The organism is Halobacillus sp. ABH2_015, from assembly GCF_056158945.1.
The window spans coordinates 1,863,328-1,889,980 of record NZ_JBSWUG010000002.1; the positions used below are offsets into that span (position 1 = coordinate 1,863,328).

Consider the following 26,653-nt stretch of genomic DNA (forward strand, 5'->3'; position numbering starts at 1 on the left):
ATACCATTTACATTATACACATTCTATATAGGTTTGAACAAAAAAATCATCCTATCATTGGAATAGGATGATCACAATTATGATTGATGCCAGTATACCAACTAAATCTGCAAGGAGTCCAACCTTCAATGCATCGCCCATCCGCTTGATTCCTACAGCACCGAAATAGACGGTGATGATGTAAAGCGTAGTATCTGTGCTTCCCTGCATGACGGATGCCAGATAGCCGATGAAAGAATCAGGGCCGAACGTACGGATCAGTTCTGTTGTCATACTCAATGCGGCCGTTCCCGAGATGGGCCGGATAAAAGCCAGCGGCAGAATTTCCTCCGGTGCGCCGAAAGCATTCATAACGGGTTCGAACAATACGAGCACCGCTCCCATAGCTCCTGAGGCCTGAAAGACGGCGATGGATACCATCATGCCTAGAAGGAAGGGCAGCAGGGACACAGCAATCTGCAGCCCTTCCTTACTCCCTTCTACGAAAACCTCATAAGAGGGAATCTTTTTTATGGTAGCCGTGACCAGTACGAGGCAGATGATTCCCGGAATCAGCCATATACTGATCATAATCCAAGCCTCCGCTTTCTCCTGTAATAAAAATAGCGGTCGATGCAGAGGGCGGCGCAGGTGGAAATGATTGTGGCCAGTATGGTAGCCCCGATGATCGATGTAGGGTCAGAGGATCCATATTTCATCCTGATCGCTATAACGGTTGTAGGAATCAACGTTAACGAGGATGTGTTGAGGGCAAGCAGGGTAATCATGGAACGGCTGGCATGGTCCGAACCGGATAGATCCTTCAATTCCTTCATCGCCTTCAGCCCCATCGGCGTCGCTGCATTCCCCAGCCCGAACATATTGGCCGTCATGTTCGATAAAATGTATCCAAGTGCAGGATGGTTGTCCGGGATATCTGGAAAGATCCGGCGGACTACAGGTTTAAATAACACAGCAAGTCCTCTTAACAATCCAGCTTCTTCCGCGATCTTCATCAGCCCAAGCCAGAACACCAGCACCCCCGCGAGACTGATCGTAATCATAACAGCCTCATCCAGCGTCTCAAATATCGCCTGGTTGACCTCTTTCATTGTGCCGTTGAATGCCGCATAAACAATACCGATGATTGCAAGAAGCGCCCAGATCAGGTTGACCATGGCGCCACCCCCATCATCCGGTGAAGAAAATCACCGACTTCCCGCAGAAAAGACTGCGACGGCCGTTCTTTCCAAACGGCTGCTTCTACGATTGGGACGCGGCCCGACTTGTAATAAGTAACCCCTGCCATGATTTCCGCCCCTTCTTCTACAGGGTAAAACACGGCCTCCAACTGCTCTTTTTCAGATGGAAGTAATGGATAAGCTAAATCTCTCGGTACATAATAGGTTTCTCCCCCCACTTTCACCGTGCCTTTCTTCTGCAGAAGGACGGTTTCAAAATGGGCGAATCCCCACTCGAACATGTTTCTATGATCATTCCAATCGTCCGGTGCATTCAAAGTGACCGCAATCAATTCCATTCCCTCTTTAGCAGCAGAGGTGACCAGCGTCCGTCCTGCTGCCTTGGTGAAACCTGTCTTTCCACCATTTGTCGGATCATAATACTGAGTGAGCATTTTGTTCTTGTTCATCCACGCATAGTCCCTGTTTTCTGAAAGGTAGGATTCGCTTCCCGTAATTTCACGAAACGTTTCATCTTTCATTGCATAAGCCATCAGCAGGCCTAAGTCGTAGGCGCTCGAAAGATGGGATTCCCCGTCCAGGCCGTGGGGGTTTTCAAACCGGCTGTCATTCATCCCGAGCCATGCGGCCTTATCATTCATCATCTGGACAAAGCCTTCAACACTTCCTCCCACATGTTCAGCTATAGCAACCGCTGCATCATTCCCACTCCGGAGCATGAGACCATAAACAAGATCCTTTAAGCGGATACTTTCTTTTTCTGTTAGATAAATGGAAGATCCCTCTGTATACACGGCTCTCTTACTTACGGAAACCTTCTCATCCATTTTGCCTGATTCAACGGCAATCAACGCCGTCATGATTTTAGTTGTACTGGCAATCAAAGCTGGTTCGTAGGCATCTTTTTCATACAGGACCCGTCCGGATGCTGCATCCATCAAAACCGCATGCTCGGCTGATACAGACAGCGCTCCTTCAGCTTGAACCGGGTGTAAACTAAACCATTGGAAAGCGAGCAGGGCGGTCAAAATCATATATAAACACCTTTTCAAGAGGAGCTCCTCCCATTCTAGTCGTTTGCTACACCTTATGCCTGAATGTACAGGCATATGAATCATGAAGTTCCCGCCCAGTCGTAAAAAAATGCTGCCCCTGGATCAGGAGCAGCAAGTGTCAGTCTTCATCATTTAATGGATCTTTCTCAAATGTTTCAAAGAAAAGATCGGCATCTCCTGCCATATCCTCAGGGTGTTGCAGGTCCTCAAGAGGTGGAAGGTCGTCGATCGATGTCAAACCAAAGTAAATCAAAAAGTCCTTCGTCGTTCCGTAAAGAATTGGACGACCAATAGCGTCCTTGCGTCCTTTTTCTTCAATCAGACCTCTATTGACAAGGGTTTGTATAGAGCGGTCACTTTTCACCCCGCGCAGATCGTCCACTTCAATTCTCGTTATCGGCTGCTGATATGCGATGATCGCCAGCGCTTCCAGAGACGCCTGCGAAAGTCTGGTTGCGCTCGGGGAATCCAGCAGACGTTTGTAGTAGGACGCATGCTCGGGTTTCGTTGTAAGATGCAGGGTTCCCTGGGACTCCATAATCATCAGCCCCCGGGATGGATGCATATAAGCTTCCTGCATACTCTCAATCAAATCATCTACAGAAGATTTGTCTATTCCCAACAAATCCATCAACTTCTTTTTCGGCACTCCTTCTTCACCGGAGGCAAACAGCACCCCTTCTATGATTGCTCTGTATTCCTCTAATTCCATGGGGCATCCTCCATCTTAAACACAATTAACTCTTCAAAATGCTTCTGCTGCACGCAGGTAATATCATTGCTTTTCATTAACTCAAGAAGGGCAATGAACGTAACGACAATATGGGGCCTCGTCCGTTTTTCGAACAACTGGTAAAACGGAGTCCCTTCTGGCGAACGCTGCATTTGATGTAATATTTCGTCCATACGCATCTGGATGGGAATTTCATCGCGCCGGACCCTGGCTTCATCGGGCTGCTTTTCTTTACTACGTTTCATCAGCCTGCCCATGGCCTGGATCATATCATAAATCGATGCTTCTCCCGGACGGACTTCCGCCTTTTCCTCTTCCTGGTCCTCTACACTTAAAGGTGGACGCGTATAGATCCGATTGGCATCCAGCTCTTTCTGCTTCAATTCATCCGCGGCCTGCTTGTATTTACGGTATTCGATCAAGCGCCGCATCAATTCTTCCCGTGGGTCTTCTTCGAGTTCCATATCTTCCATATCTTCTTCCATTTGAGGCTGAGGAAGCAGCATCTGTGACTTTATAGCCAGCAGTGTTGCAGCCATCACCAAATATTCACTGGCAAGATCAAGTTCTAATTCCTGCATCGTGTGAATGTAATGCATGTATTGATCCGTTATCTGTGAAACAGGAATATCATAGATATCAATTTCGTATCGATTGATAAGATGTAAAAGAAGATCCAGAGGCCCTTCGAAGCCTTCCACTTTCACTTGGTAGCTTTTTGTCATGTTATTCTTCCTTTACCACTGATTCTTCACTTTTATCATATCAGAAATGTTCTTATGCCAACAGGTGGTCTAAACGGTGCCCCTTGTAGATGAATGGGTGTATCCTATAAACTATAGAGAGCGGGCACGCCGGTTTCGAAAAAATGACGCGGACCAACAGGCTTCCGCTTGAAATGGAGTAATTGCAATGTACCCTTCTCTTTACTTGGAATTTCTGGCCCATTTTCATGGGACAAGGGATTACTTTGAATGCCATGAAGTGCTCGAGGAGCACTGGAAAAATACAGACCCCGGCAACCGGCAGTCTGTATGGGTTCTGCTTATACAAACAGCTGTGGCTATGTACCATGACCGGCGGGGCAACCAAAACGGCGCTGTCACTCTTTTAAAAAGGTGCGTCCATCATATGCCTGTACAGCGGGAATCCCTTGTACATCTGGGGATTGATCCAGTCCACATGGAACAAAAGCTTTCCTCAGAACTCTGTCGTGTACGCAGCGGTGAACCCTATGTAAGCTGGAACTTTTCCATTACGGACCCACAGCTTTTACAGGATGTTGATGAAATCTGTCAAAGTTGGGGAGTGGCATTCGGATCACCCAGCAGGATGGAAGATGAAAGACTGATTCATAAACATAAGCGCAGAAGATAAATTTCCCCATGAGAAAAGAGGTGCCGCAGAGGCACCTCTTTTATCTTACAACTGGGAAGAAGCACTTTCCTCATCACATTTTTCAATGAACGTTTCTGTAGCTGTGTCAGCACAGATTTCACATTGATCTTTAAAGTGAAGACGGATGCTTTGAATCATCCTGCGTCCAATCCCCTGATTACGGTGGGATGGATTAACGGAGACGTGCTGTACGACGGCTCTGCCGTCCTCCAGACGGACGCCCACCGCCCCCAGAATATCTTCTTCTTTCCATAAAAACAGATACCAGTCAGGATCTGCATCATACCGCCGGATGACATCCTGCAGATTGCGGACGTCTGTAACTTCCGGCATAAAGGAAAGCAGACCCATAGCTATCTTTTCAAAAGATTTTTTATATCGAATCAGCATATTAACCCCTCAATTATGAAATAACTAATCGTATTGGTTATCCACATACATTTAAGTCATATCATTCTATTCAAGTAATTGTCCACTTGTCTGTCAGGCCGGACACCACGATTTTACATAACAATGCCAAACCAGTAAAACAGGCCCCAGCCAATGCTGAATAAAGCGAGAATGGTAAACAGTGTCCAGTTTTTCCATTTCATCTTGTATCCCCCGGTCGAACGAATTTCTTATCCCCGTTCAATAAGAATATAGCAACAGGATAAAATATTCAACCCTCTCTCCACAAGCGCAACAGACTACTTAAGAGTGATGATACAGCATGGCGCCTGTGACGGGAATCAGGCGGACACCCGGTCACCTTACGTCTCCCTCTCTCAATGAATGACTCACCGTTCATTTCATAAGCAGATGTAACCGCTCTTTTCCTCCCCGCCGGACAGAAAAAGAGGAGCCGCTGATCCAACAATGGGTCATTGTCTTTTCAAGCCGGCTCATCCAATACCTTATTTATCTTTTACTCTTACCTTCTGCATAACGTCACCGACACGTACACGGTCAACGATATCCACACCTTCAATGACTTTTCCAAATACCGTATGACGGCCATCAAGGTGAGGCTGCGGAGAATGACAGACAAAGAACTGACTTCCTCCTGTGTCCTTGCCTGCATGGGCCATAGACAAGGATCCGCGCTCGTGCTTATGCGGGTTTCCTTCTGTTTCACATTTAATTGTATATCCAGGACCACCAGTACCTGTTCCGTTCGGGCAGCCTCCCTGAATGACAAAGTCAGGAATAACACGGTGGAAAGTCAGGCCGTCATAAAACTCATCGTTGGCCAGTTTCTCGAAATTGGCTACCGTATTCGGCGCAGCTTCCTCATAAAGCTCAGCCACCATTTTCTCACCATTTTCAAATTGAATCGTTGCTTGTTTCATTTCTCTTTCCCCTTTCCATTCTCGTATGACAAATCCAGTCTGGTCATATCCTGATAACTTTCTCTTTGGACGACCAGCTGATGTTCCCCGTTTTCCACAAACACAACTGCCGGTTTTTGAAAGCGGTTATAATTACTTGCCATAGCATAACCATACGCTCCTGTACTGAAAACTGCAAGTGTATCTCCATGCTCAACAGCAGGAAGCGCCACATCCCATATTAGCATATCTCCGGATTCACAGCACTTCCCGGCAATTGAATAGGTATTTTCTTTAGGCTCATTCATTTTCTCCGTAAGGGCGGCTTCATATTTTGCATTATACAAAGCAGGCCGGATGTTATCCGTCATTCCCCCATCAACTGATAGATAAGTCCGCACGTCCGGAATGTTTTTCACAGAACCTACTGTATAAAGGGTCGTACCCGCTTCTCCCACAATCGCCCGGCCGGGTTCAATCCAGATCTCAGGCATCGGGTAGTCGAACTGACGGGATAAGGCTTTCACCTCTTTAATAAGAGCGTGTGCGTACTGATCCAGCTCAAGCGGCTGATCCTCTTCCGTATACTGAATTCCGAATCCTCCACCAAGATTGACGACAGAAGCTTCATAGTGATAGGTGTCCTTCCACTCGTGAAGGGTGCGGAATAGGCGCTGGGCAGCCATTTGAAAACCATCCGTTTCAAATATCTGGGAACCGATGTGGCAGTGAAGTCCCTTCATGTGTATATTCGGGTCTTCCTGGACTTTCTGAAACGCCTCCTCGGCCTGGCCGCTGCTCAAGTCAAACCCGAACTTGGAATCTTCCTGACCTGTGAGAATATAGTCATGGGTATGCGCTTCTATCCCTGGTGTAACACGAAGAAGCACATCCATCGTTTTATTTTGTTCTTTCAATACAGCGCTCAGCAGTTCAATTTCAAAGAAGTTATCGACAACAATGCATCCAATGCCGCAGCGCACAGCCATCTCAATTTCCTGGATGTTCTTATTGTTTCCATGCATATGGATTTTTTCTACTGGAAAACCTGCTTCGAGAGCAGTGTGAAGCTCTCCCTGGGAAACGACGTCAAGGCTAAGCCCTTCCTGATGGGCGACTTGAAGGATCGCTGTGGAAGAAAAAGCTTTACTGGCATAAGCGACCTGGGCAGGAACGTTATATTCTTCGAATGTACGTACAAACGCCTGCGCATTCGCACGGATTCGGTCGACATCATAGACAAATAACGGCGTGCCGTAGTGGTGGGCGAGCTCATTTGCCGGCACTCCGGCAATCATAAGCTGCCCTTGTTCATTTACTTCGTGATTCATACCATCCCGCCTTTTTTGTTCAAACGTATGTACTTGGAATAAAAAGAAAATGCCCTTTATTGGTAAAGGACATTTTTTAATTGTCTATAATTTATCACATTGCTGAAAGACCGGCAATATGATTATTTCTGCCGCTGGTTATTTTGAGGGTGGACCACACTCGGCCGCACCTTGAGTGACGGCATACTGAGCCGCAGTATAATCTGCAGCGCTGCTTTGGCATTGAAAGGCAGGAAAGGCCAGAGATAAGGCGTGTTCAGCGATTTTGTATGAGCCAGTAGTAGAACGAAACCAAGGAAACCGATCATTAAACCTTTGATACCAAAAGCGGCTACTAAAATGACAAACAGCACACGGGCCATCTTATTGGCGACGGACAATTCATAACTGGGAGTGGAATAGGACCCGATTGCGGCAACGGCTACATAGAGGATAACCTCCGGGACAAACATTCCCACGTCAATAGCAATCTGCCCGATCAGCACGGCCGCAATCAGACCCATAGCTGTCGATAACGGTGTCGGGGTATGAATGGCGGCAATCCTGAGCATTTCGAGACCGAGATCCGCAAGTAGAATTTGAATAATGATCGGTATGGCCGTCTCTTCATTCGGGCCGATAAAAGCCAGCGCCTGAGGGAGCAGATCCGGCTGCATTACGAAAAGCATCCAGAGCGGCAGTACAAATATGGATGAAAAGATTCCAAAAAAGCGCACCCAGCGGACAAATGTACCTACGGCCGGTGCCTGCCTGAATTCCTCCGCATGTTGAACATGATGGAAGTAGGTCGTCGGCGTAATAATCACACTCGGGGAGGTGTCCACCATAATGACGACGTGCCCTTCAAACAAGTGGGACGATGCCACATCCGGTCTCTCCGTATAGCGGACAAGCGGAAACGGGTTCCTCCCCTGCTTGACGAGGAATTCTTCAACCGTCTTATCTGCCATGGAAAGTCCATCGATATCGATGTTTTTAATTTCACTCTTAATCAAATCGACAAGCCCGGGATCTGCGACATCCTTGATATAAGAAATGCAGATATCGGTCTTTGACCTTTCTCCTACTTGAAGAATTTCATGACGAAGACGTTCATCACGAATTCTCCGCCTTGTTAAAGCAGTATTTTCAATAATATTTTCAGTGAATCCGTCCCTGGATCCTCGGATCACTTTTTCTGTATCCGGCTCTTCCGGTGTACGGCCCGGGTAGGTACGGACATCCACGATGAACGCTTCTGTCTCTCCTTCTACAAAAATGATGATCAGCCCGGATAACAACTGGGTGATGCACTGGTTCATATCTGAAGAGGATTCCACCTGCTGGTGTGGAATATCGTTCTTGATCCGCGAGCGGATGGAATCCTCTTTTTCCGAACCTTCATTCAATTCGAACAACTGCCTCATAATTTCTACTATGATGGGTGTCTCTACAAGACCTGTCACATAATACACATTGACTTCTGTTCCAAGAATATGAACGGTGCGGAATCCAAGATCAAAGGATTGTTCAACCCCTATCCTCTCGTTCATTGCTTTTCTATTCTGTTCCAGTTTCATAACGATGGGTGCTTCTTTTTGATCCGGCATTCCTTTCACTCCTTGAGGCATCATTATCCTTTCGGTTTAAAAAACACAGCAACGATAAAGCCAAACAAAATGGCAGAGGCAATTCCTGCAGACGTTAGTTCGAAAATGCCGACAGCTATTCCGATGAACCCATGCTTTTCCGACTGTTCCATCGCTCCGTGCAGAAGGGAATGTCCAAAGCTGGTAATCGGCACCGTAGCCCCCGCCCCTGCAAACTCAATGAGTTTATCATAAATGTCGAAAGCATCGAGAACCGCCCCCGCCACAACAAAGGAGGACATCACGTGGGCAGGTGTCAGTCTGAATACATCAAGCAGGATCTGGCCGATGACACAGATTCCTCCCCCTACGATAAAAGCCCATAAAAAGGTCATGAGGCTCCCTCCCCACGCTTTAATACAACTGCATGCGCTATACCTGGAATCGATTCCTTCTGCTGAATCATCATCGGACTCATCAAAGCTCCGGTGGCTGCGACGAGCACCTTGTTATATTTTCCGTCCATCAAATCCTTTAGCAGTTTTCCATACGTGACCACAGCGGAACAGGCACAGCCGCTCCCCCCGGCAAATACAGGCTGATCGCTGTGATAGACAAGCATGCCGCAGTCTTTATGGACTTCACTAAGGTCATACCCATCCTGCTTCATCATATCTCTGAAAATCGGCGAACCTACAGATGATAAATCCCCCGTCGCTATCACATCATAATCCGAAGGCATTCTCCCCATATCCTCCAGGTGGGTTTTAATCGTATCCCATGCCGCCGGAGCCATAGCGGATCCCATATCGAAAGGATCCTTGATGTTATAATCCATCACCCTTCCGATTGTTGCCGCTTCAACTTGAACAGGGGAAGGAGTCCTGGAAAGAAGAGCGGCACCGCTTCCGGTTACCGTATACGTCGCTGTTTTCGGCTTCTGTCCTCCATATTCCGTCGGGTAACGAAATTGGCGTTCGGCTGTACAATTATGGGAACTCACCGCTACTAAAGCCTGATCTGCAAACCCGCTGTCGACAAGAGCCGCGCCTGACGCCAGGGTCTCCATGCTCGTCGAGCAGGCACCGAACATGCCGAGAACGGGAATACCAAGCTGGCGGGCCACGTAATTTCCAGTCACGTTTTGATTGAGAAGATCACCCGCAAGGAACAAATCGATGGCGGACTGATCGACTCCTGCTTTTTGGAGACACGCGTATACCGCATCAAACATCAGCTTCCTTTCCGCCAGTTCCCAGTTGGATTCTCCACAATGGAGTTCCTTATGGATTACATCATACGTCGACCCGAGAGGCCCTTCCCCTTCCATCGGTCCGACAGCTGTACCTGAAGCCTGTATATAAACTTGATTGGAAAATGTCCATGTGTGCTTTCCAGCTTTACCCATTCCTGTTTCCTCCTAGAATATAAGTGACCAAAGGTATCGGAAAATCCCTAAAACATAAGCAGCCACGACACCGAAGACAATGACCGAACCCGCAAGTTTAAACAGGTTGGTCGCCACCCCGAGAACAAGGCCTTCTGATTTATGTTCAAGGGCTGCACTCGTAATCGAGTTGGCGAAACCAGTCACCGGTACAGCCGATCCAGCCCCCGCAAACTGCCCCAGCTTGTCGTAAACACCAAAACCTGTCGCGAGCGCTGCTAAGAGAATAAGGGTGGCCACTGTAGGATTCATTGCATTTTCTTCATTATAGTCAAACCAATGTATATACATTTGTGATAACAATTCTCCGAACACACAGATGAGGCCGCCTACAATGAATGCTTTTATGCAGTTCATTACATAAGGCGGCTTCGGTTGATAGGATTTGACGGCATGTTCAAAATTCTGCTCATTCAAAGGCTGCTTATCCATACATATCCCTCCAATTTGCGGATTATCTGACAAAAATGATCCATTGAAACAGCGAACCTGCGATTTTCCCAAGCACCAGCGCCATTAATAACGTAAAGAGATAACCATCGACTCCTATCCTTTTAAAAAGCAGAGGAAAAACGTTCAACACTTCTGTGAGAGCCGCTGCAAGCATACCGATGAAGATCCCATGAAACAGCCCCCACACGCCGAGCCCCCACCATGTCATCTGAAGAGGAAAGCTGCCAAATGATAAATAAATCCCGAAAAACACACCAGTGATGACCGCCCATTCGTAATGCCTCAACTTTGATTCCGAATGGCTCAACTGCATGAGACGCGGTACAATACCGAGGACAGTCAGGAATGCTACAAATCCTGTGCCGACGGCAATCCCTGAAGCCAGTCCGATTAAGATTTCAACGATCCACATCCTTTTTTTCCACCTTATTTTCTTTAATGGCTACATAATGATCCAGATCCTCCTGGTAGTTAAAGATCTCCACTTCCATGGGACTCGGTTCTTCATTGAACCTTTTCTGGAACCAATGGTTAAAAAATAAGATCATACCGATTCCCAGTCCGATCGAATAAGGAATTTGTATCCATAATGGATATTCGGCTTCCCGTCCTGTCAGCATCAAGTGCAGCTTCTGCTGCACGGACTGCATGCTGACATCGAAATGGAAATTCATAATAGCCATGGCGGCTCCGATAAATAATAAGATCCAAATAGCACTGATCAACATGGGATTCGGTTCCTTCCCGTGTTTCTCTATATGCACGACGCAGCAGGATGGGCCGATCAATTGGACTTCTGTACCAGGCTGTTGATGAAGGATCTGCTCCACAATCATGAACGCGTCAATGACGACAATGTTCTGGTCCTCGGGTGTCACGGCATGCAGAACGATTTCCTTCAAAGGGGCGATCTGCTGTTCAGTCCCTGTGATTGCAGCCGTATCCTTAAGACGAATTTCTGCCTGAGGATGAACGTAAATGGACTGCTTCAGACGAATATAGACGGGTGCTGTCATCTTTCACGCCCCCTGTAATGGTTAGATACGTTTATTATGCGTGGTGCAGCGGAAATCATACGCCACCCTCTCCTCGCTGCAGCAGGTGTCCAATAAAAAAACTGCACCTTCAGCAGGCGCAGTCCTTTAACTCGTATCATTCATGGTAGCTTTCATATCCGCCAGAATCTTTTTCTCCAGCCGGGACACCTGGACCTGTGATATGCCAAGCCTCTCAGCAACTTCTGTTTGTGTTTGGTCTTTATAATACCTGAGATAAATGATGAGACGCTCCCGTTTATCCAGCCGGCTCATGACATCCTGCAGTGTAAGCTGATCAAACCAGCTGTCATCCTCCTCAGCGATTTGGTCAACAAGGGTAATGGGGTCTCCTTCATTTTCATAAACGGTTTCATAAATGGACTGAGGTGCCCGGCCGACATCCTCTGCCTGGACAATTTCCTCCTTGGACATACCGAGAGCCCCGGCCAGTTCATTGACGGTTGGCGACCGGCCATATTCCTTTAAAAGCTCTTCTTTTTTCGCCCGGACTTTATGATTCAGTTCCTTCAGACTGCGGCTTACCTTGACACTGCCGTCATCTCTGATAAACCGTTGAATTTCACCAATAATCATAGGAACGGCGTACGTAGAAAAACGCACATCATAACTAAGATCAAATTTATCAATGGACTTTAAAAGACCGATGCAGCCGATTTGATAAAGATCATCCTGATCATACCCCCGGCGCAGATAACGCTGCACCACCGACCAAACAAGCCTGGTATTCTTTTCAACAAGAAAATCCCTGGCCTCTTGATCTCCTGCCTGACTTTTCTTAATCAATGCCTTTACATCTTTATCCGACAGACGTTCTTTAGTGGCATCTCCCATAGGCGCAGCCTCAATTACAGAGCGCACGGGTGGACGTCAGCTGCTTGGTCATACGGATGGTCGTCCCGACCCCGGGCTCAGATGTGATATCCACTTGATCCATAAAGTTCTCCATAATTGTAAATCCCATACCGGAACGCTCCCATTCCGGTTTGGAGGTATATAAGGGTTCCTTGGCAAGATCGATATTATCAATACCGCTCCCATGGTCCTTGATAATCAATTCAATTTCTTCTCCATCTATGGCACAGGTAAGAACAATTTTTTCGTCACTCTTTTCTTCATAGCCATGAATAATCGCATTGGTAACCGCTTCGGATACAACGGTTTTAATATCTGTCAGCTCCTCCATCGTCGGGTTGAGCTGACTGATGAAGGAAGCGACGGAAACCCTGGCCAGAGATTCATTGGCGCTGATACTTAGAAACTCAAGGGTCATTTCATTCCGCATGATGCCACCCCCAGACTTTCCAGTGCAGCGGCTTCATTATCCATCAGCTGTATTATTTTGAATAGACCGGACATATCAAACAAGCGTGTAACTTCAGGGGATACAGAACAAACGACCATGACATTCCCTTTAGCCTGTACTTCTTTATAACGACCAAGCATCACACCAAGGCCGGAACTGTCCATAAAGGATAGTTTTTCCAAATTAACGATCACATGTTCTACCGCTTCATTTTCCAGATGTTTCTGCCAGGCTTCCCTCAAGTATCCTGTTTCATGATGATCGAGCTCTCCATTTAAACGAACGATTAAAACATTTTCCCTGACAGCGAACTGACTTTGAAGACTCAAGTGAATTCCTCCTCTGACATTTAAGAGTCCCTAAGTCTTTTCGTCCTTTTCTGAGTCATTTCCTGCTCTGGTACAATACTAGTGGGAAAGTGCTAAAACCTCTGAAAGCTCGTCAAATTCCTCCAGGACCGTTCCCATAACTGGAAAAATCCTGCTTCTTCCACTGGTTCTGAAGTTTCCAGACGTACTTTGGCGACTTCCTCACCACCATTTTTTACAACAACCCATCCCATGTGCGCCCCTTTTTCATAGGGAAGACTTCGACTGTCGTCTACCTTCAACTCTGTTTCATAATCTGTCTTTTTGTCATTTTTCTTCTTCAGAACAACAACATCTTTCTCCGGTTTCAACACCGCTTGACGAGGCTCTCCCCTTGTCAGGTTCAGCGTTGTCATCGCATCATCCTTGGAATAAAGCTTAACACCTTCAAACTGGGAAAACCCATAGTCCAGCAGACTCGAAACATCAGCATTGCGCTCTTTCGGGGTGGCCGCCCCCATAACGACTGCAATCATATGCATATCATTCCGCTGGGCGGATGCAGTCAGGCAGTATTTCGCTTCGGAGGTGTAGCCTGTTTTCAAACCATCCATTCCGGGATAGGTTTTGATGAGCTTGTTCGTATTCACCAGCCAAAATTCATTATCCTGTCCTTTACGCAGATAATCATCATAAATCTTTGTATAGGTGGTTACTTCATCGTGGAGAAGTAATTCACGGGCCATAACAGCCATATCACGGGCGGTACTCAGGTGGTTTTCAGCCGGTAGTCCCGTCGGATTTTCAAAATGGGTGTTTTTTAAACCGAGCGCCTCTGCTTTTTTGTTCATCATCGCTACAAATTCTTTTTCACTACCGGCAATTCGTTCAGCCATTGCTACGCTGGCATCATTACCGGAAGCTACGGCGATTCCTTTGAGAAGGTCTTCCACTGTCATCTCCTCCCCAGCTTCAAGGAAAATCTGCGACCCTCCCATGGATGCGGCATGTTCACTGACGCGGACCATTTCGTCCAGAGTGATTCCGCCCTTTTCCAGTTCCTCCATGATCAATAAAAGCGTCATGACCTTTGTCATGCTTGCTGGAGGCAGCTTCTTATCTGCATCCTTATCAAAAAGTGTCCGCCCGCTGTTTTTTTCCATCAGCACAGCCGATTTGGCTGAGTTCACAATATCCAATGACGCCTTTTCCTCCGCTGATATGCCCGCCGGAAGGACAGCGGCGGATAAACACATAGCCAGGATGACACCTATTAATTTTCTCATTCCCTAAACCTCCCATATAGCTGTAAGTGCCCCTAGCTTTCCCTTTCCATGATCTTCTATACAAACCTCTTTGCCGCATGTTTTTTATGATCATCCCCATAAAAAAAGACGGAGCCACTGGGACTCCGTCTTCCGGTTTATTTAATGATGTTGTGGATCAACGTAGGTTTTTCCACCTGTTCGTTCGAAATCGTATACGCCTGCTGGACCTTTTGGATCGAGTCTTCCGGCTGTTCATCATCACTTAGAAGAACGACGAGAGGTTCTCCCGCTTTTACCGAATCACCAATCTTTTTCTTCATCGTAATTCCGACGCCATGGTTGATTTCATCATCCTTTGTCGCACGACCTGCACCGAGGTACATAGCGGCAACACCAATGGATTCCGCGTCAATAGCTGAAACGAATCCATCTTTGTCGGCTTTTACTTCTACTTGATACTTCGCCTGCGGAAGTTTGGAGAGATCGTCGATCATGGATACATCTCCCCCTTGTGCTTCAATAAGGTTGCGCAGGGATTGAAATGCCTTGCCGTTTTCAATATTGGCTTCCAGCGCTTCATATGCATCCTCGTAACTAGGGAACTTATCAGCCAGGACAGCCATATGGGAAGCGATTTCCAAGGATAGTGTACGAAGGTCTTCCACAGGGCTTCCCTGTAGTATTTCCGCCGCTTCCTTAATCTCGTTCGCATTTCCAACTTCATAACCGAGCGGCTGGTTCATGTCACTGATCACTGCTACGGTTTTTCTTCCCAGGTTATTACCAATATTCACCATTTCACGCGCAAGAGCTTCGGAATCCTCCAGTGTCTTCATGAAGGCACCCGTTCCTGTTTTTACATCCAAAACGATGCTGTCTGCCCCGGATGCAATCTTCTTACTCATGATTGAACCGGCGATGAGAGGCAGGGAGTTGACTGTTCCAGTTACGTCCCTCAGTGCATAAAGCTTCTTATCAGCTGGTGCCAGATTGCCTGTCTGTCCTGCAACCGCGAGCTTGAATTTGTTGACATTCTCGATGAACTTCTCTTTGCTCATCTCAATTTCAAGGCCTTTGACAGATTCCAGCTTGTCCAGTGTCCCGCCTGTATGACCGAGGCCGCGCCCGGACATTTTCGCAACGGGAATACCAATGGATGCAACAAGAGGCCCTACAATAAAGGTCACTTTGTCACCGACACCGCCTGTCGAGTGCTTATCCACTTTCTTCCCATCAATTTCCGAAAGGTCGATCGTTTCACCAGAGTCGACCATCGCTTTCGTCAACGTTGCCGTTTCCTCCTGTGTCATCCCCTGGAAATAGATGGCCATCGTAAGGGCGGACGCCTGGTAATCAGGAATGTCTCCTTTTGTATACCCTTCCACAAAAAACTGTATTTCTTCTTTGGTGAGTTCCCCGCCGTCACGTTTTTTAACAATTACATCATACATTCTCATGTCCTATCACCCTTTGCTTTTACTAAGAATTTCAGGCGGTGACTGAAGAGCCACCACCTTAGCTGCTTCATTTCAAACACGTCAAACAGAAAGTGTACGGAGCAGTTCCTTAACAAACCCGAGAAAATCTTCACGAACCTGTGCTGTTGTTTCAATCACTTCATCATGGGTGAGCGGCTGGTCAAGAATACCAGCAGCCATATTGGAGATACAGGAAATACCAAGAACTTTCATCCCTGCGTGGTTGGCCACCATGACCTCAGGTACCGTGGACATACCTACAGCGTCTCCACCAAGCGTACGGAGCATGCGGATCTCCGCTCCCGTTTCATAGGCAGGACCCGTGTTGCCCACATACACACCTTTTTGGATGCCAAGGTTTAACTTCTCCGCCGCCTTTTCTGCATGAACAACCAATTCACGGTCATAAGCTTCAGACATGTCCGGGAAACGGGCTCCCAGTTCATCATCATTTGGTCCGATCAACGGGCTGTCCCCCATGTTATTGATATGATCGGTAATCACCATCAAGTTCCCAGGCTCAAAGGAAGTATTGATGCCGCCGGCAGCGTTTGTGACAAATAGAGTGTCAACCCCGAGCTCTTTCATCACGCGTACCGGGAAGGTAACCTGCTTCATCGTATAGCCTTCGTAATAGTGGAAGCGGCCCTGCATAGCAATGACCTGCTGTCCTTCAAGCTCTCCGATGACGAGCTGTCCTTTATGACCCGAAACCGTTGATTCCGGAAAATGAGGAATTTCGGAATAAGGGATGGCTGTAGGGTTTTGGATTTCTTCCGCTAAAACCCCCAGGCCGGATCCTAAAATCAAGCCTACCCCCGGCTGTCCGGTGAGCTGCTGTTTAATAAATTGAGATGCTTCTTTTACTTGCGTTTGATTCATGATCATACCCCTCCCTATTGGATATCCTTTAAGAAACTCTGCCCATGCTCAGGCATTTGAATGTCGAAGTTATCGGAAATGGTGGCCCCGATATCTGCGAACGTCCGGCGCTGCTCCAGTTCTTTCCCTACATCAATTCCTTTATGGTAAACGACAAGGGGAACAAGTTCACGCGTGTGATCTGTACCATGGTGGACCGGGTCATTGCCGTGATCAGCCGTAATGATTAACAAATCATCGTCTTCCATCTTTTCCAATACTTCGGGAAGGCGCTCATCATAAGCTTCCAAAGCTTCCCCATATCCTTGAGGATCACGGCGGTGGCCGTACTTGGCATCAAAATCAACCAGGTTCAAAAAGCTCATGCCACGGAAGTCTTTATCCATGGATTTCACTAACTGGTCCATTCCGTCCATATTGTCCTTCGTTCGAACCGCTTCTGTCACACCTTCTCCATCATAGATGTCGGAAATTTTACCAAGAGCTACAACATCAAGACCTGCATCTGCCATTTCGTTCATGACTGTGCGACCAAATGGTTTCAAAGCATAATCATGACGGTTGGATGTACGTTCAAATGCGCCGGGCTCGCCAACAAACGGCCGGGCAATGACGCGGCCGACCATATATTTCTCATCCTTGGTAATCTCCCTGCAGAATTCACAGATCTCAAACAGTTCTTCGGGTGGAACGACATCTTCATGGGCAGCAATCTGAAGAACAGAATCAGCCGAAGTATAAATAATTAAATCGCCGGTTTCCATATGGTGTCCGCCAAGCTCTTTAATGATTTCTGTTCCTGAGGCCGGCTTATTTCCTACGATGCCTCTACCTGTCTTTGCCTTGATTTGATCCAGCAGTTCGTCAGGAAAACCATCGGGGAAGGTGCGGAACGGCTGGTCGATGTAAAGACCCATAATCTCCCAGTGACCGGTCATCGTATCCTTCCCATTGGAAGCCTCCACCATAGTCGTATAATGCGCCTTAGGTGCAGAAGCTTGTTCAATTCCCTGAATCCTTCTGATGTTGCTCAATCCAAGCTCTCCCATATGCGGCATATTCAAGCCGTTCATGTGGGCGGCGATATGTCCGAGTGTATCTGCTCCTTGATCACCAAACTTTCCTGCATCCGGGGCTTCCCCGATCCCTACGGAGTCCATCACAACCAAAAATACGCGTTTAAATGAATTCATCAACGATCCCTCCTGTTTTTTAATTTCCCAAATTCGTCTGAAACTACCCTTTTTCCATAGATGTAGGATGTCAGACATCTGTAAAGCAAAAAAAGTTTACGCTCGCGGATGATACGAGCGGTAAACATCTTTCAACCTTGTTTTTGAGACGTGTGTGTAAATCTGTGTCGTGGAAATATCTGCATGTCCCAGCATTTCCTGTACTGCTCTTAAATCCGCTCCGTTCTCAAGCAGATGAGTGGCAAACGAATGGCGGAGCGTATGTGGAGTCAGTTCTTTCTCCACCCCCATCTCTCGAGCAACCGCTTTCAGAATCTTCCAAAATCCTTGCCTGGACAGCTTATTCCCATGATGATTCACAAATAATTCTTCCGTGTTTTTCTGTTTGACCAGCGCACCACGGCCTGTATCCAAATAATTTTCCACGGCTTCTTTCGCCATATCCCCTAGAGGAATGATCCGTTCTTTGGATCCTTTGCCAAGGCAGCGGACAAATCCCATCGTCAAATGGAGATCACTGACCTTCAGAGACACCAGTTCCGTTACACGGAGCCCTGTGGCATAAAGCATTTCAAACATGGCTTTATTCCTTGAGGAAAGAGGATCCCTGGCATGGATGTTCAAGAGTTTATCCACGTCATCCGAAGAAAGAACTTTAGGAAGCCGGCGTTCCTTTTTCGGTGTTTCTATATGTAGGCTCGGGTCATGCTCTGTCTTTTTCTCCCTGATCAAAAACTGATGAAAAAGACGGATGGAAGACAGAAAACGTGCCGTCGTAGCCGGAGATCTCCCTTGATCATTCAAGTGGTGGAGGTATTTCATAATATGGGCCCTCGTCACCACATCCCACGATTTAATCTGTTCTTTTTCCTGCATAAACGCCGTGTACTGCGTAAGATCCCTTTTATAGGATTGTATTGTGTTGGGTGAAAGTCCGCGCTCCACCGTTAAATAGTGATAAAAATCTTCAAGAGCATACTGCATCTTCCACCTACTCTCCTAATCGAAAAAATATCGATAGACGATCGGCCCAATCAGAATCTTGAGAACTGGACACCTTTACGGCTGATCCCCCTGGAGGATCATATCGATGCTGCCTTTCGTATTCTCCATGAACCATTCTCAATGCCATGTAAAAGACGAACGTGCAGACAGTAAAAACTAAGAGGACTTTGACTAAATCTCTTAAACTATGCCGAAGCCGGCCCACTCCATCACCCCCACCGCTGTCCTTTATTCAAGGATATGCCGGAAACAGCTCAAAATATACGCAGCGGAGGTGAAAGCATCCGTATCTAGAACACAAGTCCATCTAGCATTAACGTACACGATTTTTCTTCATTTGTAAATAAAAACGAGCAGATGCTTAACATCTGCCCGGTCCCTCTATAAAAAAAGCCACTATGATTCTGCATAGCGGCCTCCGGCGTTCATTTTTTATTTTCTTCCGCAGATGAAGCAGCGACCGCCTGCTTTTGACAGACCCGGCAGATGCCGTGAAAGGTCAAACGGTGATCCTTCACTTCAAACCCCCACTGACTTTCAACTATTTTTTCAACATCAAGTAGAAGGTCTTCCTCGATTTCCTCCACGGATCCACATTCGATGCAGACGAGATGGTGGTGGAAATGTTCGGCCCCTTCTTTTCTAAGATCATAACGGGAAACGCCGTCTCCAAAATTGATTTTGTCGACAACTTTCAATTCTGATAAAAGTTCAAGTGTACGATATACGGTAGCAAGACCAATTTCAGGTGCTTTCTCTTTTACGAGGAGGTAAACATCTTCCGCACTTAAATGATCTTCTTCGTTTTCCAGTAAAACCCGTACAGTTGCTTCCCGCTGTGGTGTAAGCTTATAACTTTGGGAATGCAGCTGCTTCTTTATCTTTTCTATACGATGTTCCATATCGTTCGTCCCTCCCTCGTCTTACCATTCTCATTATAATCAGAGACAGAACGAGTGTCAAATTATAATCATTTTAATCTGTTAATGATAATCGTTATTATCTGGCGGCGGATTTATTCATTCGTAAAGCCACTTTAAAACCAGTTCCAAAATAGAATTTGAAATAAAAACCTCAATCACGGAAGATACCATCAGCACAGCCATCAATGCGCCGAACAATCCACTGTACCGGACGAACCCCTTCATAAGAGGCTGGTGCACCCTTCTTATAAAAAGCTGCTTACAGAGGGTAAGTGAGAATATCAAGGCAAGAGAGCCGGCGATCAGGTAAACGGGAATGATAATCAAATTCTGGGGTGCTATGGAAACGGTGGAAATCAGCAGACCGTACCATCCCATCTGGTTGACAAGAAAGCCGACGGAAAAGCCGAGCACCAGTCCTTTAATGAATAGCAGCACAGTAATGACAGGCATACCGATGACGGAAATGCCCAGCAGAAACAACAGCAGCATATACTTTACATGGTAAAGCACACTGTCCTTCCATAAAACAGCTTTTCCCGTTCCAGGAGACGAAGCCTGCTGCTCAAAAAACTGCTTCAAATAGAAAAAGAGATCTTGTTTTTGTACAAAGTTCATACTGTTTACGATGACAGCCCCGAAAATGATTCCCATAAGAAACAACACAAAAATGAATACGAAAATATTCATATGCGACTGTACATCATTTTTAACCATCCGCATGCCCTGGTGCATTATCCCTCATCCTTTCTCCTACCTGGTCTATGACCAATCTATGAGAAAAAATGAAAAAGTAGACCTGAAAAAGCTAGTGGATCCTCCCGTACTTCCCTCCCCCGCCTTTGGAGATAGAAAGCCGCCCCTGCCTCATATCGATCATTTTTTCAATGGTCGGTTCGGGCAGGATACCGGCCAGGTCCTGTTCGGCTGTGTGATGAATGATATTCATCTCATTTTGAAACGCTTCTATCAGCTTTTGATAGGTTTTCGGGCCGATTCCTGGAAGGGTATGGAGAGGCACCTGTGGAATATATGGCGGCCTTTCCCGCTCCTGACGCTTGTCTGACAACTCACGGATTCGATCGGACACCCCTTTGATCCATTTTCCTTTCCCGCAGGAAGGACAGCGTCTTTCCTGATTGTCAGACTGTTGCTGCAGACAGGCGGCACATACCGTCTGAAAGTATTTGCCCATTCTCGGATTCATACCATAGTTGACCTTCACTTTCCTTCCTCTAAGATTGTGCAGAGCCAGACGCAGCTCTTCAAATGAAGGGGTTTCCATCTGAATGGTTTGGTATTCCCTGGCCATGTTGGCCGTAGAATGGGCGTCTGAATTGGTTACATACGTATAAGGCTGAAGTTCAAAGATATGCGAAGCCATCTCCGTATCCGCACTCAACCCAAGTTCAACAGCATCAATGGCGGTACTGTCCAATACTTCTATTAATGACGTCCGCACTCCCCTGCCATAAAGGCTTTTGAAAGGGGTGAAAATATGGGCCGGGATAAAGAGTCCTCCGTGCTCCCTGACATACGACTGGAGCTCCCGGGCTGTACCATAGAAACGCTGGGAGCTCAGGGAGATGTTTTTCATTTTGTTGGAAAGCCAGCTTGAAAAACGAACCATATCCCTCAAATACGGAAAATAACAGAGCAGATGCACAGGACCTGAACAGGAAGCATCATATACTTCAATCTCTGCTCCAAGAATCAAAACCGTATGCTTGTATTGAATACCGCCATCCTGAAGCTCCTTTGCCTGACCGTTCGTTATATGAGATTGAATTTCATCCTGGACAGCAGGAGACTGGGCATCAATAACCCCTACCATATCCAGTCCTTTGGAATGGGAAGCTTCTTCAACCACGTTCGTAAGGGTCAGCTTCTTGGATCCGGTAATTTTCACAGGACCACCGTTCCAGTCGCGCCCGATATGGATATGTAAATCTGCGAAGTAATCCTTCATTTCTGCTTCAACTGCAGATATAGGAGGGCGTAGGCTGTTTTCGCATCATGGATTCGCTGGTCCTTCTCCAGCTGGACCGCTTCGTCCAGAGTCAGTTCCATCACTTCTACAAATTCGTCTTCATCCCCGTCCGGCTGGATATCCATCGGCTTGATTTGATCCGTGAAATAAACATAGACGAGCTCATCTGCAAAACCCGGGGATGTGTAGAAGGATGTGACCAGTTCCAAATCTTCGGTTGTATAACCGGTTTCCTCCTCAAGCTCTCTCATGGCACATGTTTTCGGTTCCTCTCCCGGTTCCAGCTTGCCGGCAGGAATTTCAACGATACTTTTCTCCATCGCTTTTCGATACTGTTCCACAAGGACGAGTTTCCCTTCCTGGGTCGTCGCGATAACCGCCACCGCTCCCGGATGTCTGATGAGCTCCCGTTTAGATGTATGCCCATCGGGTAAAGTAACACTGTCTACGTCAAGCTGGACAATTTTACCTGTATATATGGTTTCGGTCTGGTAGGTTTTCTCTTCAAATTTTTTCATCGATTTCATCCTCTCTGATTATCTACCGCCATTCTATCACAGGAGTAGCGTCTACAATGAATATTACGATAAACTATACAGGAAAGGATGATTCTATGAAGAAACGACGCCTTGGAAATTCAGATTTATACGTATCAGATATCGGGCTGGGGTGCATGTCCCTGGGAACCGACTACGCTAAAGCAGAAGACATCGTCCACGAGGCTCTGGACTCCGGCATTAATTATCTGGACACCGCTGACTTGTACGACTATGGACAAAATGAAGAAATCGTAGGTCAGGCCGTTAAAGGACGCCGAGATGACGTGATCATTGGTTCAAAGGTCGGTAATAAATTCACCCCCGGGGAAGAAGGCTGGACCTGGGACCCTTCTAAAAAACACATCAAAGAAGGGGTGAAGAGCAGTCTGAAACGGCTCGGTGTGGATTTTATCGATTTATATCAACTTCACGGGGGCACGATTGAGGACCCTGTAGATGAAAGTATCCAGGCTTTTGATGAACTCGTGGACGAAGGATTGGTGCGCGCCTACGGAATATCATCCATCCGCCCGAATGTGATTAAACAATACGTGGAAAAATCGAACATCGTAAGCATAATGATGCAGTACAATGCCTTGGACAGGCGCCCGGAGGAGCTTCTCGACTATCTTTCTGACCATAACATCAGTGTATTGGCCCGCGGTCCATTAGCCAAAGGTATGCTTTCAAGCCAGGGGCCTGAAAAAGCAGCGTCGAAAGCAGAAGACGGGTATCTGGAATACAGCAGGGATGAAGTGCTGGCCATCGCTGAAGAGTGGCCATCCTTAACAGATTCAGATAAAAACGCAGAAGCGCTCGCCCTTCAGTATGTCCTCCACCACCCTGCAGTGGCCTCCGCCGTTTTTGGCGCCCGGACGACGGACCAATTGGCTGACAGCCTGACATACAGAACCGCTCCTGCTCTAACAGATGAAACGTACAGGAAGATCCAGTCGTTAACAAAACCTCTTACTTATCAAAAACATCGTTCTTAAATAAGAGCCTCCGGGATCTGCCAGGAGGCTCTTTTTATTCTTTCCAGGTCTGCTCCAGCACCCTGACCCAGTTTTTATTAGTCAGCTGCTCCAGTTCGTTCTTTTTCCACCCTCTTCGCTCAAGCACACTTAAAAGCATGGGAACCCCTGTGACATCCTTCATAGCATCCGGCACCATCGTACCGTCAAAATCTGACCCTAAGGCAACATGGTCTACACCAATCCGGTTTCTGACATAATCGATATGATCAGCAATATCCTCCAGGGAAGCCTCAGGATCCCCTTCAGCACGGGGGGTTACCATATTCGGATCAATGCTGTACGTCACCCCTATCAGACCACCGGACTGCCCTATCTTATCGATTTGAGGATCTGTTAGGTTTCTTGATACCGGGCAGATCCTGTGAACGTTGGCATGTGTAGCCACTAAGGGTTTATCGGAAATCGCTGCCACATCCCAGAATCCCTGCTCATTTAAATGAGAAAGATCAACCATGATACCCAGTTCACTGCACTTTCGAACGAGTTCTTTCCCTTCAGGTGTCAGCCCCGGGCCGGTATCAGGAGAAGAGGGATACCCGTAAGGGACGCCCTCCCCAAATGGATTCGACCTGCTCCAGACGGGCCCGATGGACCGAAGCCCTGCTTTGTAAAACACATATAGCAAATCAAGATCTTTATCGATGGCCTCTGCGCCTTCCATGTGGAGAATCCCTCCCATCCATTCCCCGTCTACGGCTTTCTTCAAATCTGTTATCGTCCGTATCGTTTTGAAGGTTCCCTTTGACAATTCTTCCAATTGGAAAAAACGGGTCATTGACCTGGCAGCAGCAGCGAGCGCATATTCCCTTGAAAGTCTTGGAGGCAGAGATTTCATATAACCTGCCTGAGTATGGACAATGCCGGGATCAGGATCTGATTTTGGATTGGGAGCAAAAACCGCAAAGAACCCGGCCGCAAAACCTGCTTTTCTTCCACGGGTAAAGTCCAGATGAGCAGATGGGAGTCCCGTAAAGAAAGCGTCAGATCCATCATTCAGTTCCAACAGCGTATCGTGATGTCCGTCAATAAATCGAAGCATATGTATTTCCCTTTCCTAATTAATGGATTTGTTTTTTCTTACCAGCGCGCGGATTTGACCTCTGTGATTGATTTCATCTTCCATCACATGAAACCAGAGACAGCAGGGATTACGGACGACACCGTTCGGCCATGTCCTTGGTTCATAAAGCCACTCATCCTCTTTCTCTTTGAGCCTTTCCATTGTCCTGCGGCGGACGTCTTTCAATTGTTTAATATAAAAGGAAACGGGGGCCGAATGGATGGACTCCGCCGCTCCTCTTCCGAGCATCAGGGCATCTCCCCACCGCTGTTCCTCCTCTTCATTCAGGTCTCGCTGTTCAAAACTGATCACCTGATGGACATATTCTACAGCAGCCGTATGAAGGAGGAGAGCTCCAATAGAATTTCCCCCTTCCTCAGACTGAAATTCATAAATAATCAAGATCAGACCTCATTTCTTTTTTACAAAATGTTCATGAATCAGCTAGAATAACAGAACTTTTCTTTTCCTCTGCCTGTTCATTCGACAAAACTATGTGTTTACCTCTCTATTACAGAAACATCCATCGAATTATGTAGATATTTTTGTGGTTTAAAACCGTTGAAATGACGGTATATGCTAAGTACTAACAAATCGGTTCTCTCCGTTCGCCACTTGTCACCAAATCCATTCAAACCCCTGAGGAGGAAAACCAATGAAAATCAAAGTTGGTATTTGGACGCGTTTGACAAACAAGGACAAAATGATTCTCTTAAAAGCAGTAAGCCAGCAGTCCATCTCTAAAAAATCCGCATAAATCTTTCTACTTTACCCATGCCCCGGAAAAGCAGCGGAAACCGACAACCATCCTCCTATACGTATGTTCAAACCTGCCCAGGCAGGTTTTTTGCTGTTTCCAAATGCACATTATGAACGCTGTGTAAAGTTCACTTGGATATCCGCCTCCTCCGCATAATCATTTTTTCAGGCGAATAAATAAATACCAGTAGACATGCGTGAAAAACATGGAGGGGGATAATCATGAAAGTCGCCATTTTCACCGATACCTACGCACCTCAAATCAATGGGGTTGCCAAAACGCTGAAGAAATGGACAGATTTCCTGGAAACCAAGCAGACGTCCTACCGCCTATTCGCCCCGAATCCCCTTGAAACCTGTGATTATAATGAGAACATCCACCGCTTTAAGAGTCTTCCTTTCTGGTTATACCCGGAATGCCGGCTGGCCCTCCCCCGTCTATCCCATATTCGAACGGAACTGGAACAGTTCAAACCAGACATCATTCACGTTGCGACACCGTTCAATATGGGGTTGACAGGGCATCATTATGCCCGGAAATTGAACATCCCTTTGGTCGGGTCATACCATACACATTTTCACAAGTACCTGGACTTTTACAAAATGTCCTGTTTAACCCCGCTGATCTGGAAGTATATGCGGTGGTTTCACAAGCCTTTCAAACGGATTTTCGTCCCGTCCATAGAGACGAGGGACGAGCTGCTTAAGAAAGGATTGTCCAATGTGTGCATCTGGTCAAGAGGCGTCGACAGTGATCATTTCCACCCACAGCCACAGTCTACTTACCTGCGAGACACATTCGGGGTCACTGAACCATTTATCTTAACGTATGTCGGCCGGCTGGCTCCCGAGAAGGGACTGGACATTCTTATGAAAACAGCTGCCGCCCTCCCGTCAGAATGGCATCCGTATATTCATTGGATGATAGTCGGAGAAGGGCCTTTATATCAAACACTTCAACAGGAAGCACCGGCCAACATGACCTTTACCGGTTACAAAAGTGGCATGGATTTGAGCCGGATCTATGCAGAATCCGCTCTGCTCGTCTTCCCCTCTGCGACGGAGACATTCGGAAATGTCGTGCTGGAGGCCCTGGCATCTGGAACGCCGGCCGTTGTAGCAGATTCCGGGGGCGTCAAGGAAATCGTCCAGCACAGGAAAACAGGGTGGACCTGTACACCAGATGACCCTTCCAGTTTCGTTTCAGCAGTCACACACCTGCTGCAGGATCCGCTTTTACTGAAGGCCATGAGCGAAAAAGCCAGAGCCTATGCCTTAACCCGTTCTTGGGATGCTGTGTTCTATGGATTGCTGCAGGAGTATCAAACCATCGTGGAAGAAGTACCGGTGCTGTCTCATGCGTAAAAAGGAGAT

At 47.0% G+C, this 26,653-nt stretch carries 32 protein-coding genes; 3 read left to right on the forward strand and 29 right to left on the reverse strand.

The window, feature by feature from the left end; genetic code table 11:
• Nucleotides 1-54: 54 nt before the first annotated feature.
• The 5 genes from ACXAD6_RS09905 to ACXAD6_RS09925 form a co-directional block, all read right to left on the reverse strand.
• Nucleotides 55-570, reverse strand: a complete 516-nt coding sequence (locus tag ACXAD6_RS09905; RefSeq protein WP_474968726.1) for a spore maturation protein — start codon at nt 568-570, stop codon at nt 55-57.
• Nucleotides 567-1,157 (reverse strand): nucleoside recognition domain-containing protein, encoded by a 591-nt coding sequence (locus tag ACXAD6_RS09910; protein ID WP_474968727.1) that lies wholly within the window; start codon nt 1,155-1,157, stop codon nt 567-569. The genes ACXAD6_RS09905 and ACXAD6_RS09910 overlap by 4 nt, the downstream gene beginning before the upstream one ends.
• The gene (locus tag ACXAD6_RS09915; RefSeq protein WP_474970399.1) at nt 1,145-2,215 is read right to left on the reverse strand and encodes a D-alanyl-D-alanine carboxypeptidase family protein; all 1,071 of its coding nucleotides are present in this window, start codon (nt 2,213-2,215) and stop codon (nt 1,145-1,147) included. The genes ACXAD6_RS09910 and ACXAD6_RS09915 overlap by 13 nt, the downstream gene beginning before the upstream one ends.
• A gap of 139 nt (nt 2,216-2,354) precedes the next feature.
• Nucleotides 2,355-2,948 (reverse strand): SMC-Scp complex subunit ScpB, encoded by a 594-nt coding sequence (gene scpB, locus ACXAD6_RS09920; RefSeq protein ID WP_474968728.1) that lies wholly within the window; start codon nt 2,946-2,948, stop codon nt 2,355-2,357.
• The gene (locus tag ACXAD6_RS09925; protein ID WP_474968729.1) at nt 2,939-3,694 is read right to left on the reverse strand and encodes a segregation/condensation protein A; all 756 of its coding nucleotides are present in this window, start codon (nt 3,692-3,694) and stop codon (nt 2,939-2,941) included. The genes scpB and ACXAD6_RS09925 overlap by 10 nt, the downstream gene beginning before the upstream one ends.
• A gap of 187 nt (nt 3,695-3,881) precedes the next feature.
• Between ACXAD6_RS09925 and ACXAD6_RS09930 the strand changes: the two genes are divergently transcribed.
• Entirely contained in the window at nt 3,882-4,346 is a 465-nt protein-coding gene (locus ACXAD6_RS09930; RefSeq protein ID WP_474968730.1) for a DUF309 domain-containing protein, read from the forward strand.
• A gap of 45 nt (nt 4,347-4,391) precedes the next feature.
• On the opposite strand, the gene ACXAD6_RS09935 is transcribed toward ACXAD6_RS09930, so the two are convergent.
• From ACXAD6_RS09935 to ACXAD6_RS10040, 22 genes are all read right to left on the reverse strand, one after another.
• A complete protein-coding gene (locus ACXAD6_RS09935) occupies nt 4,392-4,757 on the reverse strand; it encodes a GNAT family N-acetyltransferase (protein WP_474968731.1) in 366 nt (121 codons plus the stop codon).
• Between the two features lie 506 nt (nt 4,758-5,263).
• The gene (locus tag ACXAD6_RS09940) at nt 5,264-5,698 is read right to left on the reverse strand and encodes a peptidylprolyl isomerase (RefSeq protein ID WP_474968732.1); all 435 of its coding nucleotides are present in this window, start codon (nt 5,696-5,698) and stop codon (nt 5,264-5,266) included.
• Nucleotides 5,695-7,008, reverse strand: coding sequence for a diaminopimelate decarboxylase (gene lysA, locus ACXAD6_RS09945; RefSeq protein ID WP_474968733.1), 1,314 nt, complete (start codon nt 7,006-7,008; stop codon nt 5,695-5,697). The genes ACXAD6_RS09940 and lysA overlap by 4 nt, the downstream gene beginning before the upstream one ends.
• 122 nt (nt 7,009-7,130) lie before the next feature.
• Nucleotides 7,131-8,597, reverse strand: a complete 1,467-nt coding sequence (locus ACXAD6_RS09950) for a spore germination protein (RefSeq protein WP_474968734.1) — start codon at nt 8,595-8,597, stop codon at nt 7,131-7,133.
• A gap of 23 nt (nt 8,598-8,620) precedes the next feature.
• The gene (gene spoVAE / locus ACXAD6_RS09955; protein WP_474968735.1) at nt 8,621-8,971 is read right to left on the reverse strand and encodes a stage V sporulation protein AE; all 351 of its coding nucleotides are present in this window, start codon (nt 8,969-8,971) and stop codon (nt 8,621-8,623) included.
• Nucleotides 8,968-9,984 carry a stage V sporulation protein AD gene (gene spoVAD, locus ACXAD6_RS09960; RefSeq protein ID WP_474968736.1) on the reverse strand — a complete coding sequence of 339 codons (1,017 nt, stop codon included), beginning with the start codon at nt 9,982-9,984 and terminating at the stop codon, nt 8,968-8,970. The genes spoVAE and spoVAD overlap by 4 nt, the downstream gene beginning before the upstream one ends.
• 12 nt (nt 9,985-9,996) lie before the next feature.
• Nucleotides 9,997-10,455, reverse strand: a complete 459-nt coding sequence (gene spoVAC, locus ACXAD6_RS09965) for a stage V sporulation protein AC (RefSeq protein WP_474968737.1) — start codon at nt 10,453-10,455, stop codon at nt 9,997-9,999.
• 22 nt (nt 10,456-10,477) lie between these two features.
• Complete coding sequence (locus ACXAD6_RS09970) at nt 10,478-10,888, reverse strand: stage V sporulation protein AB (protein ID WP_027954479.1); 411 nt, start codon at nt 10,886-10,888, stop codon at nt 10,478-10,480.
• Nucleotides 10,875-11,492, reverse strand: coding sequence for a stage V sporulation protein AA (locus ACXAD6_RS09975; protein WP_474968738.1), 618 nt, complete (start codon nt 11,490-11,492; stop codon nt 10,875-10,877). The genes ACXAD6_RS09970 and ACXAD6_RS09975 overlap by 14 nt, the downstream gene beginning before the upstream one ends.
• A 126-nt stretch (nt 11,493-11,618) precedes the next feature.
• Nucleotides 11,619-12,365, reverse strand: a complete 747-nt coding sequence (gene sigF / locus ACXAD6_RS09980; RefSeq protein WP_474968739.1) for an RNA polymerase sporulation sigma factor SigF — start codon at nt 12,363-12,365, stop codon at nt 11,619-11,621.
• A gap of 10 nt (nt 12,366-12,375) precedes the next feature.
• Nucleotides 12,376-12,816 carry an anti-sigma F factor gene (spoIIAB, locus tag ACXAD6_RS09985; protein WP_474968740.1) on the reverse strand — a complete coding sequence of 147 codons (441 nt, stop codon included), beginning with the start codon at nt 12,814-12,816 and terminating at the stop codon, nt 12,376-12,378.
• Nucleotides 12,801-13,166, reverse strand: coding sequence for an anti-sigma F factor antagonist (gene spoIIAA, locus ACXAD6_RS09990; protein ID WP_474968741.1), 366 nt, complete (start codon nt 13,164-13,166; stop codon nt 12,801-12,803). The genes spoIIAB and spoIIAA overlap by 16 nt, the downstream gene beginning before the upstream one ends.
• Nucleotides 13,167-13,258: 92 nt before the next feature.
• The gene (locus tag ACXAD6_RS09995) at nt 13,259-14,431 is read right to left on the reverse strand and encodes a D-alanyl-D-alanine carboxypeptidase family protein (protein WP_474968742.1); all 1,173 of its coding nucleotides are present in this window, start codon (nt 14,429-14,431) and stop codon (nt 13,259-13,261) included.
• A gap of 137 nt (nt 14,432-14,568) precedes the next feature.
• Nucleotides 14,569-15,870, reverse strand: coding sequence for a pyrimidine-nucleoside phosphorylase (locus ACXAD6_RS10000; RefSeq protein ID WP_474968743.1), 1,302 nt, complete (start codon nt 15,868-15,870; stop codon nt 14,569-14,571).
• Between the two features lie 81 nt (nt 15,871-15,951).
• Complete coding sequence (locus ACXAD6_RS10005; protein ID WP_474968744.1) at nt 15,952-16,773, reverse strand: purine-nucleoside phosphorylase; 822 nt, start codon at nt 16,771-16,773, stop codon at nt 15,952-15,954.
• Between the two features lie 14 nt (nt 16,774-16,787).
• On the reverse strand, nt 16,788-17,966 hold the full coding sequence (gene deoB, locus ACXAD6_RS10010; RefSeq protein WP_474968745.1) for a phosphopentomutase: 1,179 nt from the start codon (nt 17,964-17,966) through the stop codon (nt 16,788-16,790).
• Between the two features lie 96 nt (nt 17,967-18,062).
• Nucleotides 18,063-18,950, reverse strand: a complete 888-nt coding sequence (xerD, locus tag ACXAD6_RS10015) for a site-specific tyrosine recombinase XerD (RefSeq protein WP_474968746.1) — start codon at nt 18,948-18,950, stop codon at nt 18,063-18,065.
• A gap of 7 nt (nt 18,951-18,957) precedes the next feature.
• Nucleotides 18,958-19,176: a DUF4227 family protein gene (locus tag ACXAD6_RS10020; RefSeq protein ID WP_084163029.1), complete on the reverse strand. Its 219-nt coding sequence runs from the start codon at nt 19,174-19,176 to the stop codon at nt 18,958-18,960.
• A gap of 220 nt (nt 19,177-19,396) precedes the next feature.
• Complete coding sequence (gene fur, locus ACXAD6_RS10025) at nt 19,397-19,873, reverse strand: ferric iron uptake transcriptional regulator (RefSeq protein WP_027954489.1); 477 nt, start codon at nt 19,871-19,873, stop codon at nt 19,397-19,399.
• 117 nt (nt 19,874-19,990) lie between these two features.
• The gene (gene spoIIM / locus ACXAD6_RS10030; protein WP_474968747.1) at nt 19,991-20,629 is read right to left on the reverse strand and encodes a stage II sporulation protein M; all 639 of its coding nucleotides are present in this window, start codon (nt 20,627-20,629) and stop codon (nt 19,991-19,993) included.
• 73 nt (nt 20,630-20,702) lie between these two features.
• A complete protein-coding gene (locus tag ACXAD6_RS10035; protein WP_474968748.1) occupies nt 20,703-21,863 on the reverse strand; it encodes an endonuclease Q family protein in 1,161 nt (386 codons plus the stop codon).
• Nucleotides 21,860-22,402, reverse strand: coding sequence for an NUDIX hydrolase (locus ACXAD6_RS10040; protein ID WP_474968749.1), 543 nt, complete (start codon nt 22,400-22,402; stop codon nt 21,860-21,862). The genes ACXAD6_RS10035 and ACXAD6_RS10040 overlap by 4 nt, the downstream gene beginning before the upstream one ends.
• Before the next feature lie 95 nt (nt 22,403-22,497).
• Between ACXAD6_RS10040 and ACXAD6_RS10045 the strand changes: the two genes are divergently transcribed.
• Nucleotides 22,498-23,418, forward strand: a complete 921-nt coding sequence (locus tag ACXAD6_RS10045; RefSeq protein WP_474970400.1) for an aldo/keto reductase — start codon at nt 22,498-22,500, stop codon at nt 23,416-23,418.
• Between the two features lie 34 nt (nt 23,419-23,452).
• Here ACXAD6_RS10045 and ACXAD6_RS10050 read toward each other — a convergent pair whose 3' ends face one another.
• Both ACXAD6_RS10050 and ACXAD6_RS10055 read right to left on the reverse strand, forming a co-directional pair.
• Nucleotides 23,453-24,499: a dipeptidase gene (locus ACXAD6_RS10050; protein ID WP_474968750.1), complete on the reverse strand. Its 1,047-nt coding sequence runs from the start codon at nt 24,497-24,499 to the stop codon at nt 23,453-23,455.
• A gap of 15 nt (nt 24,500-24,514) precedes the next feature.
• Nucleotides 24,515-24,922 (reverse strand): DinB family protein, encoded by a 408-nt coding sequence (locus tag ACXAD6_RS10055; RefSeq protein ID WP_474968751.1) that lies wholly within the window; start codon nt 24,920-24,922, stop codon nt 24,515-24,517.
• A gap of 579 nt (nt 24,923-25,501) precedes the next feature.
• Here ACXAD6_RS10055 and ACXAD6_RS10060 point away from each other — a divergent pair.
• Nucleotides 25,502-26,644, forward strand: a complete 1,143-nt coding sequence (locus tag ACXAD6_RS10060; RefSeq protein WP_474968752.1) for a glycosyltransferase family 4 protein — start codon at nt 25,502-25,504, stop codon at nt 26,642-26,644.
• Nucleotides 26,645-26,653 lie beyond the last annotated feature (9 nt).

Excerpts from the sequence above, each read along its gene's own strand:
- ACXAD6_RS09905 (WP_474968726.1), bottom strand. The coding sequence starts at position 570 with ATGATCAGTATATGGCTGATTCCGGGAATCATCTGCCTCGTACTGGTC.
- ACXAD6_RS09910 (WP_474968727.1), bottom strand. The coding sequence starts at position 1,157 with ATGGTCAACCTGATCTGGGCGCTTCTTGCAATCATCGGTATTGTTTAT.
- ACXAD6_RS09915 (WP_474970399.1), bottom strand. The coding sequence starts at position 2,215 with ATGATTTTGACCGCCCTGCTCGCTTTCCAATGGTTTAGTTTACACCCG.
- scpB (WP_474968728.1), bottom strand. The coding sequence starts at position 2,948 with ATGGAATTAGAGGAATACAGAGCAATCATAGAAGGGGTGCTGTTTGCC.
- ACXAD6_RS09925 (WP_474968729.1), bottom strand. The coding sequence starts at position 3,694 with ATGACAAAAAGCTACCAAGTGAAAGTGGAAGGCTTCGAAGGGCCTCTG.
- ACXAD6_RS09930 (WP_474968730.1), top strand. The coding sequence starts at position 3,882 with ATGTACCCTTCTCTTTACTTGGAATTTCTGGCCCATTTTCATGGGACA.
- ACXAD6_RS09935 (WP_474968731.1), bottom strand. The coding sequence starts at position 4,757 with ATGCTGATTCGATATAAAAAATCTTTTGAAAAGATAGCTATGGGTCTG.
- ACXAD6_RS09940 (WP_474968732.1), bottom strand. The coding sequence starts at position 5,698 with ATGAAACAAGCAACGATTCAATTTGAAAATGGTGAGAAAATGGTGGCT.
- lysA (WP_474968733.1), bottom strand. The coding sequence starts at position 7,008 with ATGAATCACGAAGTAAATGAACAAGGGCAGCTTATGATTGCCGGAGTG.
- ACXAD6_RS09950 (WP_474968734.1), bottom strand. The coding sequence starts at position 8,597 with ATGCCGGATCAAAAAGAAGCACCCATCGTTATGAAACTGGAACAGAAT.
- spoVAE (WP_474968735.1), bottom strand. The coding sequence starts at position 8,971 with ATGACCTTTTTATGGGCTTTTATCGTAGGGGGAGGAATCTGTGTCATC.
- spoVAD (WP_474968736.1), bottom strand. The coding sequence starts at position 9,984 with ATGGGTAAAGCTGGAAAGCACACATGGACATTTTCCAATCAAGTTTAT.
- spoVAC (WP_474968737.1), bottom strand. The coding sequence starts at position 10,455 with ATGGATAAGCAGCCTTTGAATGAGCAGAATTTTGAACATGCCGTCAAA.
- ACXAD6_RS09970 (WP_027954479.1), bottom strand. The coding sequence starts at position 10,888 with ATGTGGATCGTTGAAATCTTAATCGGACTGGCTTCAGGGATTGCCGTC.
- ACXAD6_RS09975 (WP_474968738.1), bottom strand. The coding sequence starts at position 11,492 with ATGACAGCACCCGTCTATATTCGTCTGAAGCAGTCCATTTACGTTCAT.
- sigF (WP_474968739.1), bottom strand. The coding sequence starts at position 12,365 with ATGGGAGATGCCACTAAAGAACGTCTGTCGGATAAAGATGTAAAGGCA.
- spoIIAB (WP_474968740.1), bottom strand. The coding sequence starts at position 12,816 with ATGCGGAATGAAATGACCCTTGAGTTTCTAAGTATCAGCGCCAATGAA.
- ACXAD6_RS09995 (WP_474968742.1), bottom strand. The coding sequence starts at position 14,431 with ATGAGAAAATTAATAGGTGTCATCCTGGCTATGTGTTTATCCGCCGCT.
- ACXAD6_RS10000 (WP_474968743.1), bottom strand. The coding sequence starts at position 15,870 with ATGAGAATGTATGATGTAATTGTTAAAAAACGTGACGGCGGGGAACTC.
- ACXAD6_RS10005 (WP_474968744.1), bottom strand. The coding sequence starts at position 16,773 with ATGAATCAAACGCAAGTAAAAGAAGCATCTCAATTTATTAAACAGCAG.
- deoB (WP_474968745.1), bottom strand. The coding sequence starts at position 17,966 with ATGAATTCATTTAAACGCGTATTTTTGGTTGTGATGGACTCCGTAGGG.
- xerD (WP_474968746.1), bottom strand. The coding sequence starts at position 18,950 with ATGCAGTATGCTCTTGAAGATTTTTATCACTATTTAACGGTGGAGCGC.
- fur (WP_027954489.1), bottom strand. The coding sequence starts at position 19,873 with ATGGAACATCGTATAGAAAAGATAAAGAAGCAGCTGCATTCCCAAAGT.
- spoIIM (WP_474968747.1), bottom strand. The coding sequence starts at position 20,629 with ATGCACCAGGGCATGCGGATGGTTAAAAATGATGTACAGTCGCATATG.
- ACXAD6_RS10035 (WP_474968748.1), bottom strand. The coding sequence starts at position 21,863 with ATGAAGGATTACTTCGCAGATTTACATATCCATATCGGGCGCGACTGG.
- ACXAD6_RS10040 (WP_474968749.1), bottom strand. The coding sequence starts at position 22,402 with ATGAAAAAATTTGAAGAGAAAACCTACCAGACCGAAACCATATATACA.
- ACXAD6_RS10045 (WP_474970400.1), top strand. The coding sequence starts at position 22,498 with ATGAAGAAACGACGCCTTGGAAATTCAGATTTATACGTATCAGATATC.
- ACXAD6_RS10050 (WP_474968750.1), bottom strand. The coding sequence starts at position 24,499 with ATGCTTCGATTTATTGACGGACATCACGATACGCTGTTGGAACTGAAT.
- ACXAD6_RS10060 (WP_474968752.1), top strand. The coding sequence starts at position 25,502 with ATGAAAGTCGCCATTTTCACCGATACCTACGCACCTCAAATCAATGGG.